This is a genomic window from Streptomyces sp. TRD_SC_5 (genome assembly GCF_056836825.1).
The window spans coordinates 5,239,329-5,253,606 of record NZ_JBWZZS010000001.1; the positions used below are offsets into that span (position 1 = coordinate 5,239,329).

The following is a 14,278-nucleotide window of genomic DNA, read 5'->3' on the forward strand; positions in this document are numbered from 1 at the left end:
GCAAGGAGCGGGATGTTCGCGATACAGCTGGGCGCCGGCGACGAGGACGCCGTACTGCGCCCCCTGGAGCCCTGGCAGGCCGAGGAGTACCTGGCCCACATCGACCGCGGGCGTGAGTACATCGACCAGTACATCGGGCTCGCGGCGGCCGCCACGGACCTCGGTTCGGCGCGGGCCTTCCTCCAGTCGTACGCCGAGAAGCAGGCCTCGGACACCGGCCGCCTCTACGGCATCTGGCTCGACGGCACACTGGTCGGCGGGGTGCTCTTCCGGACCTTCGACGCCGCGTCGGGCAACTGCGAGGCCGGCTGCTGGCTGGAGGAGTCCGCGGTGGGCCGCGGGCTGATCACGCGCGCCACGCGGGCACTGATCGACTGGGCGGTGGACGAGCGGGGGATGCACCGCGTCGAGTGGCTGGTTTCCTCCGCGAACACCGCAAGCATAAATGTGGCGAAGCGGCTGGGGATGACGCGGGACGGCGTACTGCGCGAAAGCCGCCCGTACCGGGGCGTACGGCACGACATCGAGGTCTGGTCGGTGCTGGCGCGGGAGTGGCGCGAGTGTCGTTAAGAAAGTTCTCAGAAACCGCGCCTAGCGTGCGGCGTATGACAGCCACAGCCCGTACCAAGTCCGACGAAACACCCGACGCGACAGCCGCCGCCGCAGGCACGCCCGACAAGGGCGACGAGGCCGCCGCAGTAGACATCGAGAAGGCCGCCGACCAGGACGTCACGGTCGACGGCACCAAGGCCGACGACGCGGCCGTCGACGTCGACGAGGCCGAGGACGAGGACGACGCGGACGTCCTGGACGAGGCCCCGCGCGCCTCGTCCTCCGGCGTCGGCGCGGGCGCCGCCGCCGTGGTCTCCACAGTGCTCGGCTTCGCCGCCCTCAGCGGGACCTGGACCAGCCGTGTCGCCGCCGAGCGCCAGACGCTCATCGGCCAGCTGGGGACCAAGCAGACCGACAGCCCCGCCGACCAGGTCGCCGCGCTGTACGGCAACGGCTGGCACATGACCGCCCTCGTCAACGGCGGCTTCGCGCTGCTCGCGCTCGTCGTCGCCGTCGTGGTGCTGGTCCTTCCGTCCTTCGGTACGCCCGGCACGAGCATCCGGTCCGGCTGGGTCCGGTCCTTCGCCTGGGCGGGCTTCGCCCTCGGCATCCTGGGGCTGCTCGTCTCCGCCGGGATGTACTTCGACCTCTTCGCCTCGATGCCTACGCCGCCCACCGCCGGCCCGGGCGCCGGAGCAGGCCAGTAAGGCGGCCACACCAGGGGCCTTAGGCACGTACGCACCTTTGCGCGTACGTCCCTAAGGCCCTTCGTGCTGCCAAGATGCGGCACTCTCCCGATGCGCGGGGGCCCCTGGGAAACGAGAGTTGAGGCATCGCGGAAAGCGACCTCAACGAACGACTCACCTCACCGGGGAGAACACCGTGTACGAGTACGAGATCCAGCAGCAGCACGTGGCCGAACTGATGCGCGTCGCCGCCACCGAACGGCTCGCACGGCAGGTCGTCAAGGCCCGCCGCGCCGCCCGCCGGGCCGCCCGCACGTCAGGGCAGAACGCATCAGAGGGGCCGGTGAGTTCGCTGCGCAACCGCTTCGCACGGGCCGCGTGACGGCGGCCTGACGGCGACGTGAGGGACGCGAGATGACTGTCGTGCCCTTTACGGGTTCCCTGGTCGCTCCCACGATGTCGGACCCTTGTGCGATGCTCAGCGATGTGGAAACCAGGTCTGTCAGCCCGGTGTTCGTCGGCCGCGCCGGCGAACTGGCCCAGCTCACCGATGCGCTCGCCCGCGCCACCGCGGGCGAGCCGCAGGCGTTGCTCGTGGGCGGTGAGGCAGGGGTGGGCAAGACCCGCCTCGTCGAGGAGTTCTTCACCGCCGCCTGCGAGGCCGGCGCTGTCGTCGTGGTGGGCGGCTGCGTCGAAATCGGCGCCGACGGCCTGCCGTTCGCGCCGTTCTCCACCGCGTTGCGCGCCCTGCGGCGCAGGATGCCCGACGAGGTCGCCGCCGCAGCCGAGGGCCAGGAGGGCGAACTGGCCCGGCTGCTGCCCGAGCTCGGTGAGACCACCCGCGACCAGCACAGCGAAGACGGCATGACGCGCCTCTTCGAGCTGACCGTCCGCCTCCTGGAGCGCATCACGGCCGACCGTACGGTGGTGCTCGCCCTGGAGGACCTGCACTGGGCGGACACCTCCACCCGCCACCTCCTCGCGTACCTCTTCCGCACGCTGCGGCGCGGACGCCTCGTCGTCGTCGGCACCTACCGCGCGGACGACATCCACCGCCGCCATCCGCTGCGGCCCCTCCTCGCCGAACTCGACCGGCTGCGCACGGTCCGGCGCATCGAGCTGTCCCGCTTCAACCGCTCGGAAGTACACCGCCAGCTGTCCGGAATCCTCGCCGCCGAGCCGGAAGCGTCCCTGGCCGAAGAGGTGTTCACCCGCTCCGACGGCAACGCGTTCTTCGTCGAGGAACTGGCCTCGTGCATCGGGACCGGCTGCGCCACCGGCCTGAGCGACTCCTTGCGCGACATCCTGCTGGTGCGGGTCGAGGCGCTGCCCGACGGCGCCCAGAGGGTCGCCAGGATCGTCGCCGAGGGCGGCTCCACCGTCGAGTACCGGCTGCTGCTCGCCGTCGCGCGGCTCCCCGAGGACGAGCTGATCGAGGCGCTGCGGGCCGCCGTCGGCGCCAACCTGCTCCTCGCGACGCCGGACGGCGACGGGTACCGCTTCCGGCACTCCCTCGTGCGCGAGGCGCTCAGCGACGACCTGCTGCCCGGCGAGCGCTCCCGCCTGAACCGCCGGTACGCCGAAGCCCTGGAGGCCGACCCCTCGCTCGTACGGGCCGACGAGTACGCCACGCGCATCGCCAGCTACTGGTACGCCGCGCACGACGCCGCCAAGGCCCTTCCCGCCGTACTGAAGGCCTCCGTCGAGGCGCGCGGCCGCCACGCGTACGCCGACCAGCTGAGCCTGCTGGAACGCGCGATGGAGCTGTGGGACGACGCCCCCGCCGAGGTCCGCGCGGTCCTGCGGCCCCTGGACTACGCCGAGGTCTACCCGCCCTGCGGCTGCGATCCCGAGACGACGCCGCTGCGCTACCTCGACCTCATGGCGGAAGCCACCGTCGCCGGCCGGTTCGGCGGCGAGCGCGAACGGGCGCTCAAGATCTCCAAGAAGGCGCTGAGGCTCCTGGACGGCGAGGGCGACGCTTTGCGCGAAGCCTGGTTCTGGGTGCAGCGCTGCAAGCTGATATCCAGCCTTGGCCGTGGCGACGGCTGGACCGAACTGGCCCGTGCGCGCGAGCTCGTGCGCGGCCTTCCGCCGTCCGCCGTCCACGCCGAGGTCCTGGCCTACGTCGCCGGCTGGGGCATGCTGCACGAGCCGGGCCCGGACAGCCTGGTCTCCGCCGAGCAGGCCGTGGAGTACGCGCGGATGGTCGGAGCCCGGGACACCGAACTGTCCGCGCTCACCACCCTGGGCGGCCTGACCGTCGACTCGGGTGACGTCGAGGGCGGCCTCGCCACGCTGTACGCCGTCAAGGAACAGGCGGTCGCGCAGGGCATGGCCAGTGTGGCCGGCCGCATCCACGTGAACCTCCCCTCGGCCCTGGAGTCCGTGGGGCGCTCCCAGGAGGCGGTGGCGATAGCCAAGGAAGGCGTCTGCTTCTCCAGGAAGTACGGCCTCGCCGACGTCGAAGCCTGGGTCCGGGGGAATCTCGCCGAGTCGCTGGTCTCCCTCGGGCGCTGGAGCGAGGCCGTCGAGCACGCCGTGGACATCGAACGGGCCTCGGCGCCCAGCGCCAAGCCGCGCGGCGCCGCCGCCTGGATACAGGCCGACGTGGCGCGTGCGCGCGGTGAACTGACCGCTGCCGACGAGCGGCTGGCAGCCGCCCACGCGTACTTCGGCAGCCACGACCCGATGCCCCAGCACGACCTTCCGATGCGCCGGATCGAGCTGGCTCTCGCCGCCGCCCGGGGCCGCATCCTGGACGTCCGCGCCGGGTTCGCGCGCGCCGCCTCGGCCGGCTTCCCCCTCGGGACCCACCGTTACGCCTGGGCGCTGCTGGCCGAAGCCGCCGTCGCCGAGGCGGACGCACGTGGCCTCCCGGCCGCGGAGGCGGGCCGGCGCGAAGCTCTGGAGCTGATCCGGGCCGGAGCGAAGCGGCTGGCGACCCCGGCGCCGCTCTGGCACGCGTACGAACACTGGGTGAGAGCCGAGCTGCGCCGGGCCGAGGGCCTCGCCACCCCCGACGACTGGGCCGGCGTCGTCACGGCGTTCGAGACGCTGGAGCGTCCGTACGACCTGGCGCGCGCCCGGCTGCGCTGGGCGGAGGCACTGCTCGCCGCCTCCGCCACCGGCGGCGACACCCAGGCGGTTGTCGCGCCGGGGGCCGGAGCGGTGAGCCAGCGCGAGCTGAACGCCGACGAGCGCGAGCGGGCCGCCGAACTGCTCCGGCTGTCCTGGGCAGTGGCGGAACAACTGGGCGCCCGTCCCCTGGGCGAGAGCGTCGCGCTGCTCGCCCAGCGCGCCCGCCTCTCGCTCACGCAGGCGCCCGACGTCCCGGTACTCACCGCGAGCCCGGCCGCGTCGCTGGGCCTGACCCCGCGCGAACAGGGCGTACTGCGCCTGGTCGCGGCCGGCCGGACCAACCGGCAGATCGCCGAGGAGCTCTACATCTCACCCAAGACGGCGAGCGTCCACGTCTCCAACATCCTGGCCAAGCTCGGCGTCTCCGGCCGGGGCGAGGCGGCTGCCGTGGCCCACCGCCTGCGCCTGTTCACCGACGTACAGGACCAGTCCCTGGCGGCCGGATGACAACCTTGCCCGAGGCGAGGTCTATCGGCCCCTGCCCCGGGTCGCTGTCCCCGGTGTCGGTCCGGGACAGCTCCAGCCGCCGACGCTCGTCGTGGGTGTGCTTGCGACCCGGTGCGAAGAGCTGCTCGATCATGTTGAACATGTGCCCCCCCGGTCCTGGATTCCGCTCCAGCGTAAACACACGGCCCCTGAAACAGCCGTGGGTTACTTCACCTCCAGGTTCAGGATCCGGTCGTCGCCCGGCTCCGGCGTGCCCCGGGTGTCCGTCTCGCTGGTGACCAGCCACAGCTTGTCGCCGCCGGCCGCCAGCACCGTGCGCAGCCGGCCGTACTTCCCCGCCAGGAACGATTCCGGGTCCGCCACCGGCTCCGTACCGTCCAGCGGAATCCGCCACAGCCGCTCGCCGCGCAGGCCCGCCATCCAGATCGAGCCCTCGGCGTACGCGATCCCGCTCGGCGAGGCCTCGGACGTCTTCCACTGGGCGACCGGGTCGACGAACCCCTCCTGGCTGCCCTTGCCCTCGACCTCGGGCCAGCCGTAGTTCTGGCCGGGGCGGATCTGATTGAGCTCGTCCCAGGTGTTCTGGCCGAACTCGGCGGCCCACAGCCGCTTCTCGCTGTCCCAGGCCAGGCCCTGCACGTTGCGGTGCCCGTACGAGTAGACGACCGAGTCCGCTTCCGGATTGCCGTGCACCGGCTCGCCGTCCGGCGTCATCCGCAGGATCTTGCCGGCCAGCGACTTCTTGTCCTGCGCCAGCCCGGTGTCACCCGTCTCGCCCGTCCCGGCGTAGAGCATTTTGTCCGGGCCGAAGGCGATCCGCCCGCCGTTGTGGACGGTGCCCTTGGGGATGCTCCTCAAGATGGTGTCCGGGGCGCCCAGTTGCTGCCCGGCGGGCTTCTTCTCGTCGTACAGCATGCGGGCGATGCGGTTGTCGGACTCGGTGGTGAAGTACGCGTAGACCATGTGGTCCGAGGCGAAGGAGGGCGAGACGGCCAGGCCCATGAGCCCGCCCTCCCCGGCCGGCGCGACCCCCGCGACGGTCCCGGTCTCCGTCTTCTCGCCGCTCTCGCCGTCGACGCGGGTGATCGTCCCCTCGTCGCGCGAGGAGACCAGCAGATCGCCGTCGGGCAGTGCGGCGAGCCCCCAGGGCGACTTGAGGCCTTCGGTGAGGGTGCTCAGCACCTTGGCCGACCCCTTCGCGGGCGGCGGCTCGGCGCGGGACCCGGATCCGGGCCGGGACGCGTCTCCCGACGGCGACGCACTCGCGTCGCCCGCGGCCGTCGGGGCGGGCGCGTTCTTGTCCGCGTCGGAACACCCCACGGCGAGCAGGAGAACGGCGGCAGCCAACGCAGCGGTCACAGCAGGACGTTGCACGGTACGCATCCCTTCGACGGCCGGCAGTCGTCACCGGCAACGGCTCCCACTCTTCATACACCGCTCGCGCGCCGGAGTTTCCCTTCTGCATCAGCCCGGCGCGCAGGTTGCCACTGCGCGGCGCTTTCCCCGACCCGCCACCCGGCGGTCAGTCCCACGAGCCTCGCGCACGCGGCAGTCCCGCGATCTCCGCCAGGTCGTCCCCCGTGAGCCGCAGCCCCGCCGCCCGCGCGTTCTGCACCGCCCACCGCTCGCGCTTGGCCCCCGGCACCGGGACCACATGGCGGCCGCGCTCCAGCACCCACGCCAGCGCCACCTGTGCCGGAGTCGCGCCGTGGCGCCCGGCGATCCGCCGCAGCCCGGCCACCACCGGCTGGTTCGCCGCCATCATCTCGGCCGTGAAGCGGGGATGCCTGGCCCGTACGTCGTCCGGCTCGAAGCCTTGCCCCGGTGTGAGCGTCCCGGTCAGAAAACCGTTGCCCAGCGGCATGGCGGCCAGAAAACCGACACCCCGCGCCTCGCACCACGGCAGCAGTGCCGTCAGCGCCTCCGGCGACCACACCGAGAGCTCGGCCTCCACCGCGCTCACCGGAAAAACCTGCTGTACCCGCTCCAGCTGACGAATCGTTTCGTCGTGCATCCGCGCCCCGGGCCGCCGCGACGCCCGCGCCCCCACCGCGCACATCCCCAGCGCCCGCACCTTCCCCGCCCGCACCAGGTCCGCCATCGCGCCCCAGGTCTCCTCGACCGGCACCTCCGGATCCGGCCGGTGCAGCTGGTAGAGGTCGATCACATCGGTCTGCAGCCGCCGCAGCGAAGCGTCGCAGGCCCGCCGTACGTACCCCGGGCGCCCATTGGCGACGACGTGCTGATCGCCGACGAGCAGCCCGCACTTGGTCGAGACGAAGGCCTCGGCGCGCCGCTCCCTGAGCACCCGCCCCAGCAGCAGCTCATTGGTGAAGGGCCCGTACATGTCGGCCGTGTCCAGCAGGCTGGACCCCGCGTCGAGCGCCGCGTGCACGGTACGGAGCGACTGGTCCCCCCGCTGCTGCGAGCCGGTGTACGCCCAGCTCATCGGCATGCATCCGAGTCCGATCGCGCCCACTTCGAGCGCTGCCGCACCGATTGTCCTGCGCTCCAACTCCCCGTACCCCTCCCTCTGCCGCTCCCAAAACTAACCTCTGCGCTCCACGGCCCTTCGCATAGCCTCGTGACCATGACTTCAGACGTATGGCTCCCCGTCCCCGCAGCCGAGACAGAAGGCCTCCCCGACGGCTTCAATTACCGCTTCTGGGACGGTGGCCAGGACTTTCCCGCCGATCCGGCCGACTGCGCCTTCTATGTCGTCCCGTACATGAAGGGCCCCGAGATCGCGGTGCGCCCGCTCGCCGCGATGACGTCCGTACGGGCCGTCCAGACGCTTTCCGCAGGCATCGACCACGTCGAGCCGGGCCTCGGGGACCTGCATGCCGGCGTTCACCTGTGCAACGCCAGGGGTGTCCACGAGGCCAGCACCGCGGAGCTCACGCTCGCGCTGGTCCTCGCCTCGCTGCGCGGCATCCCCGGCTTCGTGCGCGGCCAGGACAAGGAGGAATGGCGGGCCGGTTTCTATCCCGCGCTCGCCGACAAGTCCGTGCTCATCGTCGGGTACGGCTCGATCGGCGCGGCCATCGAGGACCGGCTCGCGCCCTTCGAATGCGCGCGGGTGGCGCGCGTCGCGCGCTCCGCCCGTACAACGGAGCGCGGCCCGGTGCATCCACTGGCGGACCTGCCCGGACTGCTGCCCTCCGCCGACGTGGTGATTCTCTCCACCCCGCTCACCGAGGCGACCCAGGGCCTGGCGAACGCCGACTTCCTCTCCCGCATGAAGGACGGGGCGCTGCTGGTGAACGTCTCGCGCGGTCCTGTCGTCGACACCAAGGCACTCCTCGCCGAGCTCGAAACGGGCCGTCTGCGTGCCGCCCTCGACGTCACCGACCCTGAGCCGCTTCCCGCGGGCCACCCCCTGTGGCACGCGCCCGGCGTTCTCGTCAGCCCCCACGTGGGCGGCAGTACTTCGGCGTTCATGCCCCGGGCCAAGCGCCTGATGGCCGGCCAGCTCACCCGCTTCGCCGCCGGGGAACCGCTGCGCAACATCGTTCTCACCACTCCCTGAGGAGACCCGCCGGGAGGGCGTACGGACACGCTACGAAGCCACTCGAATGCGCGGCGTGCCGACAACCTCCCTGGTCGTCACGCAGAGTAGAGGGAGTATGTCCCTGAGTGACGGGATTGGTGTATCGTCCGGACCAAGGGGCTGCGCCGCGCATTATCACGGCGCTGGGGAGCGACTGGACTGAGGGGGGCGACGGGCGATGCACGGCGAATGGACCAAGGATCCGACGCGGCGGGGCCACCGGCGACCACGCTCGCGCGACCGGGCGGGCACGCCGGACCCGGGACCGCTCCCCGCTCCTGAGGCGCCGGCGGCGCCGTGCGTCAGGGCGGTCCGGTGAGTGCCCCCGGAGCGCTCCTCGCCCGGCAGCAGGTGCCCGGCAGCGGGATGAGCCTGCTCTCGCAGCTCGCTCTCGCGCTGGTCTGCGGCGCCTATGCCGTCGGCTCGGCCGTCGGGTGGGGCTCCCCCGAAGTGGCGTTGATCATGGGTGATTTCGGCCTCGCCGTCGCCGCCCTGATCGCCGCGGTCTCCTGCTTCCTCTACGCACGCACGCGTGAGAGCCGCTTTCGGCCCGCCTGGCTGCTGTTCGGGGTCTCCTCCGCGATGGCGGCGTGCGGGAACGCCGTATGGGGCTGGTACGAAGTGGTGCTGGGCCGCGAGGTCCCCTCGCCCTCCCTCGCCGACCTGTTCTTCCTCTGCTTCGGCCCGCCCGCCATCGTCGGCCTGCTGGTTCTCGCCAAGCGCCCCGTGACGCGCGCCGGCTGGCTCTGCCTGGCACTCGACTCCTGGCTCATCGGCGGCTCGCTGCTGACGCTCTCGTGGAGCCTCGCCCTGGCGCACACCGCGCACTTCCAGGCCGAGAGCACGGCCCACGCCGCTCTCTCCCTCGCGTACCCGCTGCTCGACATCGCGCTGGTCAGCATGGTGCTCGCACTCCACTTCCGCCGCTCCAACACCAACCGCACCGCCATCAACACGGCGATCGCCGCTCTCGCCATGACCGTGGTGTGCGACGCGCTGTTCACCTCACCCCTGCTGCGCGAGAACTACCGCTCGGGCCAGCTCCTCGACGCGGGCTGGTTCGCCGGCTCGCTGCTCCTCGCCTACGCGCCCTGGGGCGCGCGCCGCGCGGGGCAGTGGGGGGAGAGTGCTCCGTACAACCGGAGCAGTCACAATCCGGGCAGTCACCACCCCGGGACCCGCAATCCGGGCGCCCGCCACCCGGCCCTCCGCAGTCCGGGCAGCCGCCCCATCGGCGGTTCGCTGGCCGCCCTCACGCCCTACCTCGCCGCCGCCGTGTGCACCCTCGGCATCCTCTACAACGTCATCGAGGGCCGCCGCGTGGACCGTGTCGTGGTCCTCACCGGCTGCACGGTCGTCCTCGCCCTGGTCGTACGCCAGGGCATCATGCTCGTCGACAACATCTCCCTCACCCAGGAACTGGCGCAGAAGGAGAACCACTTCCGCTCCCTGGTGCAGGGATCGAGCGACGTCATCATGATCGCTGCCCCGACCGGCATATTGCGGTACGTCAGCCCCGCCGCGTCCGGCGTCTACGGCCGTGAGGCGGAGGAGCTCATCGGATCCGAGCTCGCCTCGCTGATCCATGCGGAGGATCTGGGCAGAGTCGTCCACGAAGTACGCCGCTTTCTGGCCGCGCCTCCCGCCGAGGAGCCGACCACCCGCATCGAATGCCGCTTCAAGTCGGGCACGGGGGAGTGGCTCAATGTCGAGTCCACCGTCAACCGGCACCAGGGCGGCCTGATCTTCAACAGCCGGGACGTGACCGAAAGGGTCCGTCTCCAGGCCCAGCTCCAGCACAATGCCGAGCACGACCCGCTCACCGACCTTCCCAACCGCGCGCTGTTCACCGCGCGCGTCCGCCAGGCCCTCGGCGGCCGCCGCGTCGGCGATCCCGGCACGGCCGTTCTCTTCATCGACCTCGACGGCTTCAAGGCGGTGAACGACACCATCGGCCACCAGGCCGGCGACGAGCTGCTGATCCAGGCGGCCCGCCGCCTCCAGGACTCCGTGCGGGCGGGCGACACCGCGGCCCGCCTCGGCGGCGACGAATTCGCCGCCCTGATCGTCGGTGAGGGCTCCCGGGACCAGGCCGCCCGCGAATGCCAGGTTCACGAGATCGCCGACCGGCTGCGCCTCACGCTCTCGCAGCCGTACCGGATCGGCGGCAACGAGGTGCGCGTCGCCGCGTCCATCGGGGTCGCCTTCGCCGAGCCCGGCATCAGCCCCACCGACCTCATGCGCAACGCCGACCTCGCCATGTACCGGGCGAAGGCGGGCGGCAAGGACCGGGTCGAGCTGTACGCGCCGCAGATGCAGGCCGAGGTGGTCCGCAGGACCGAACTCGCCACCCGGCTGCGCACCGCCCTCCACGACGGCGAGTTCGCGCTGCTCCACCAGCCGGTGGTGAGCCTGATCACCGGCCAGGTCGCCTCTGTCGCCGCCCAGGCGCGCTGGCGGTCCACCCAGGGCATCCTCTTCACGCCCGCCGAGTTCCTGCGCGTCGCCGACACCGGCGAGTCCCAGGAGGGCGCCCGCACCGCCGAGCTCGGCCGCTGGCTGCTGGCAGAGGCGGTCGAGCAGGCGGCGGAGCGCAACCGGGCGGGCCACGAGGTGCCCGTGACGGTCCGGCTCTCGGCCCGCAGGCTGGTGGACAAGTCCCTGCCGCTCGGCTCCATCGAGGCCCTCCTCACCCGGCACGGGCTGCCCTCCGGCTCGCTGATCATCGAGCTGGCCGACAGCGACCCCAGGATCTCCTTCGACGAGCTGGAGCGGCGCCTGGTGTCGCTGCGCAGGCTCGGCGTGCGGATCGCGCTCGACGGGTTCGGCAGTGGTTACGCCGCCATCAACGCGCTGCGCCGGCTCCCCATCGACGTACTGAAACTGGATCGCGGTCTGGTCGAAGGTGTGGTGGAGTCGGCACGGCTGCACAAGATCACCAGCGGCCTGCTGCGGATCGCGTGCGACCTCGGGATGCAGTCCGTGGCGGACGGCGTGGACGTACCGGAGCAGGTGGTCGCACTGCGCGCGATGGGGTGCACGCACGGGCAGGGGATGGCCTTCTCGGGGCCGCTCGACGAGTACCGGCTGCGGCGGGCGCTGGTGCGCGGCGAGTTCCCCGTACCGGGCGGGGCGGCACTGTCCGTCCTGGCGGGCGGATCGGGTGGATCACTTCCCGTACGTCATGTGGGCGGGAACGGAAGTGAAACGATCACGCATCCACCATTGCGCTCAAATAGTGAGACGCCTGTCCCACCTACTTGACAGGCACCGGGCGCCAGAGGGAGGGTCAGTGCCATGCGCACCCGAATTCTCGTACTTGGAAAGCGCGTCGGCTGAAGCAGAGCACGCACATGCAGCTCTGCACACCGCACCGGCGCGCTCCCCTCGCTTGCCTCACGGCACGGGGGGTTTTTTGTTGCACCGGCACTTCCCAAACCCCCGCATAAGATCCTCAGCTTCAAACCCTCAGCTTCGAGAAGAGAATGCCGATGACCGAGCAGGCCTCCGGGGCCCACCATCCGCAGCCGCGGCCCCGCAACGGCGGACACCACGCCACCACTGTCGAGCACGTGACGGGCGCCCAGTCGCTCATCCGCTCCCTCGAGGAAGTGGGGGCCGACACGGTATTCGGCATTCCCGGCGGCGCCATCCTGCCGGCCTACGACCCGCTGATGGACTCCACGAAGGTCCGCCACGTCCTGGTCCGCCACGAGCAGGGCGCGGGCCACGCGGCGACCGGTTACGCGCAGGCCACCGGCAAGGTCGGCGTGTGCATGGCCACTTCGGGGCCCGGTGCCACGAACCTGGTCACGCCGATCGCCGACGCCCACATGGACTCGGTGCCGATGGTCGCGATCACCGGCCAGGTCGCCTCCAAGGCGATCGGCACGGACGCCTTCCAGGAGGCGGACATCGTCGGCATCACCATGCCGATCACCAAGCACAACTTCCTGGTCACCAAGGCCGAGGACATCCCGCGCACCATCGCCGAGGCCTTCCACATCGCCTCGACGGGACGCCCGGGACCGGTCCTGGTCGACATCGCCAAGGACGCTCTCCAGGCGAAGACCACCTTCAGCTGGCCGCCCACGCACGACCTGCCCGGCTACCGCCCGGTCACCAAGCCGCACGCCAAGCAGATCCGCGAGGCCGCCAAGCTGGTCGTCCAGGCCAAGCGACCCGTGCTGTACGTCGGCGGCGGCGTCATGAAGGCCAACGCCACCGCCGAGCTGAAGGTCCTCGCCGAGCTCACCGGCGCCCCCGTCACCACCACCCTGATGGCGCTGGGCTCCTTCCCCGACAGCCACCCGCTGCACGTGGGAATGCCGGGCATGCACGGAGCGGTCACCGCCGTCACCGCGCTGCAGCGGGCCGACCTGATCGTCGCGCTCGGAGCCCGCTTCGACGACCGCGTCACCGGCAAGCTGGACAGCTTCGCGCCGTACGCCAAGATCGTCCACGCCGACATCGACCCGGCCGAGATCGGCAAGAACCGCGCCGCGGACGTGCCGATCGTCGGTGACGCCCGAGAGGTCATCGCCGACCTCGTCCAGGCCGTCCAGGCCGAGCACACCGAGGGCAACACCGGCGACTACACCGCCTGGTGGAACGACCTCAACCGCTGGCGCGACACCTACCCGCTCGGCTACGACCTGCCGGAGAACGGCCAGCTCTCCCCGCAGCAGGTCATCCAGCGCATCGGCCAGCTCGCCCCCGAGGGCACCATCTACGCCGCGGGCGTCGGCCAGCACCAGATGTGGGCCTCGCACTTCATCCAGTACGAGCAGCCCGCCACCTGGCTGAACTCCGGCGGCGCGGGGACGATGGGGTACGCCGTCCCGGCCGCCATGGGCGCCAAGGCCGGCATGCCGGAGCGTACGGTCTGGGCCATCGACGGCGACGGCTGCTTCCAGATGACCAACCAGGAACTCACCACCTGCGCGCTCAACAACATCCCGATCAAGGTCGCCATCATCAACAACGGCGCGCTCGGGATGGTCCGCCAGTGGCAGACCCTCTTCTACAACCAGCGCTACTCCAACACCGTGCTGCACAGCGGCCCGGAGGCCGACGGCAGGCAGCCGAGCGCCGGCACCCGCGTCCCGGACTTCGTGAAGCTGTCCGAGGCCATGGGCTGCCACGCGATCCGCTGTGAGGACCCGGCCGATCTGGACAAGGTCATCGCCGAGGCCAATGCCATCAACGACCGCCCGGTCGTGGTCGACTTCATCGTGCACGAGGACGCCATGGTCTGGCCGATGGTGGCCGCCGGCACCTCCAACGACGAGGTCATGGCCGCCCGCGGGGTGCGCCCCGACTTCGGCGACAACGAAGACGACTGAGCAGACGAGAGAGAGAATTGAAGCCCATGTCCAAGCACACCCTCTCCGTCCTGGTCGAGAACAAGCCGGGCGTCCTCGCGCGGATCACGGCCCTGTTCTCCCGCCGCGGGTTCAACATCGACTCCCTCGCGGTGGGGACCACCGAGCACCCCGAGATCTCGCGCATCACCATCGTGGTCAACGTGATCGAGGCACTGCCGCTCGAACAGGTGACGAAGCAGCTGAACAAGCTCGTCAACGTACTGAAAATCGTCGAACTCGAGCCGAGCGCCGCGATCCAGCGTGAGCTCGTCCTCGTGAAGGTGCGCGCCGACAACGAGACGCGCTCGCAGATCGTCGAGATCGTCCAGCTGTTCCGCGCCAAGACCGTCGACGTCTCCCCGGAGGCTGTGACCATCGAAGCCACCGGCGGCGCCGACAAGCTCGAAGCGATGCTCAAGATGCTCGAGCAGTTCGGCATCAAGGAGCTGGTCCAGTCCGGGACGATCGCCATAGGGCGCGGCTCCCGGTCGATCACGGACCGCAGTCTGCGCGCCCTCGACCGCTCGGCCTGACCG

The 14,278-nt window shown here is 71.2% G+C and carries 11 protein-coding genes; 8 read left to right on the forward strand and 3 right to left on the reverse strand.

The annotated features are described in order from the left end of the window. Positions 1–12: 12 nt before the first annotated feature. The 4 genes from AC1P0E_RS24180 (at position 13) to AC1P0E_RS24195 (ending at position 4,826) form a co-directional block, all read left to right on the forward strand. Positions 13–570 (forward strand): GNAT family N-acetyltransferase, encoded by a 558-nt coding sequence (locus tag AC1P0E_RS24180; protein ID WP_482744227.1) that lies wholly within the window; start codon positions 13–15, stop codon positions 568–570. A gap of 35 nt (positions 571–605) precedes the next feature. Beyond that, entirely contained in the window at positions 606–1,259 is a 654-nt protein-coding gene (locus tag AC1P0E_RS24185; RefSeq protein WP_482744228.1) for a hypothetical protein, read from the forward strand. Positions 1,260–1,434: 175 nt separating this feature from the next. After that, positions 1,435–1,620 carry a hypothetical protein gene (locus tag AC1P0E_RS24190; RefSeq protein ID WP_482744229.1) on the forward strand — a complete coding sequence of 62 codons (186 nt, stop codon included), beginning with the start codon at positions 1,435–1,437 and terminating at the stop codon, positions 1,618–1,620. A 92-nt stretch (positions 1,621–1,712) separates the two neighbouring features. Further along, complete coding sequence (locus AC1P0E_RS24195) at positions 1,713–4,826, forward strand: helix-turn-helix transcriptional regulator (protein ID WP_482744230.1); 3,114 nt, start codon at positions 1,713–1,715, stop codon at positions 4,824–4,826. Here AC1P0E_RS24195 and AC1P0E_RS24200 read toward each other — a convergent pair. From AC1P0E_RS24200 to AC1P0E_RS24210, 3 genes are all read right to left on the reverse strand, one after another. Then, entirely contained in the window at positions 4,789–4,968 is a 180-nt protein-coding gene (locus tag AC1P0E_RS24200; protein WP_482744231.1) for a DUF6191 domain-containing protein, read from the reverse strand. The two genes, AC1P0E_RS24195 and AC1P0E_RS24200, sit on opposite strands and share 38 nt — an antisense overlap. 62 nt (positions 4,969–5,030) lie before the next feature. Further along, a complete protein-coding gene (locus AC1P0E_RS24205; protein WP_482744232.1) occupies positions 5,031–6,209 on the reverse strand; it encodes a PQQ-dependent sugar dehydrogenase in 1,179 nt (392 codons plus the stop codon). A 139-nt stretch (positions 6,210–6,348) separates the two neighbouring features. Next, positions 6,349–7,341, reverse strand: a complete 993-nt coding sequence (locus tag AC1P0E_RS24210) for an aldo/keto reductase (RefSeq protein ID WP_482744233.1) — start codon at positions 7,339–7,341, stop codon at positions 6,349–6,351. Between the two features lie 75 nt (positions 7,342–7,416). On the opposite strand from AC1P0E_RS24210, the gene AC1P0E_RS24215 reads away from it, so the two are divergent. The 4 genes from AC1P0E_RS24215 (at position 7,417) to ilvN (ending at position 14,275) form a co-directional block, all read left to right on the forward strand. Next, complete coding sequence (locus AC1P0E_RS24215; protein ID WP_482744234.1) at positions 7,417–8,355, forward strand: 2-hydroxyacid dehydrogenase; 939 nt, start codon at positions 7,417–7,419, stop codon at positions 8,353–8,355. Positions 8,356–8,691: 336 nt separating this feature from the next. Next, positions 8,692–11,640 (forward strand): putative bifunctional diguanylate cyclase/phosphodiesterase, encoded by a 2,949-nt coding sequence (locus AC1P0E_RS24220; protein WP_482744235.1) that lies wholly within the window; start codon positions 8,692–8,694, stop codon positions 11,638–11,640. 221 nt (positions 11,641–11,861) lie between these two features. Further along, the gene (locus tag AC1P0E_RS24225; protein ID WP_482744236.1) at positions 11,862–13,721 is read left to right on the forward strand and encodes an acetolactate synthase large subunit; all 1,860 of its coding nucleotides are present in this window, start codon (positions 11,862–11,864) and stop codon (positions 13,719–13,721) included. Positions 13,722–13,747: 26 nt separating this feature from the next. Next, a complete protein-coding gene (gene ilvN, locus AC1P0E_RS24230; RefSeq protein ID WP_028813778.1) occupies positions 13,748–14,275 on the forward strand; it encodes an acetolactate synthase small subunit in 528 nt (175 codons plus the stop codon). Positions 14,276–14,278 lie beyond the last annotated feature (3 nt).

Coding starts and splice junctions, on each gene's coding strand:
- AC1P0E_RS24185 (WP_482744228.1), top strand. CDS start 606: ATGACAGCCACAGCCCGTACCAAGTCCGACGAAACACCCGACGCGACA.
- AC1P0E_RS24180 (WP_482744227.1), top strand. CDS start 13: ATGTTCGCGATACAGCTGGGCGCCGGCGACGAGGACGCCGTACTGCGC.
- AC1P0E_RS24215 (WP_482744234.1), top strand. CDS start 7,417: ATGACTTCAGACGTATGGCTCCCCGTCCCCGCAGCCGAGACAGAAGGC.
- AC1P0E_RS24200 (WP_482744231.1), bottom strand. CDS start 4,968: ATGTTCAACATGATCGAGCAGCTCTTCGCACCGGGTCGCAAGCACACC.
- AC1P0E_RS24195 (WP_482744230.1), top strand. CDS start 1,713: ATGCTCAGCGATGTGGAAACCAGGTCTGTCAGCCCGGTGTTCGTCGGC.
- ilvN (WP_028813778.1), top strand. CDS start 13,748: ATGTCCAAGCACACCCTCTCCGTCCTGGTCGAGAACAAGCCGGGCGTC.
- AC1P0E_RS24225 (WP_482744236.1), top strand. CDS start 11,862: ATGCCGATGACCGAGCAGGCCTCCGGGGCCCACCATCCGCAGCCGCGG.
- AC1P0E_RS24205 (WP_482744232.1), bottom strand. CDS start 6,209: ATGCGTACCGTGCAACGTCCTGCTGTGACCGCTGCGTTGGCTGCCGCC.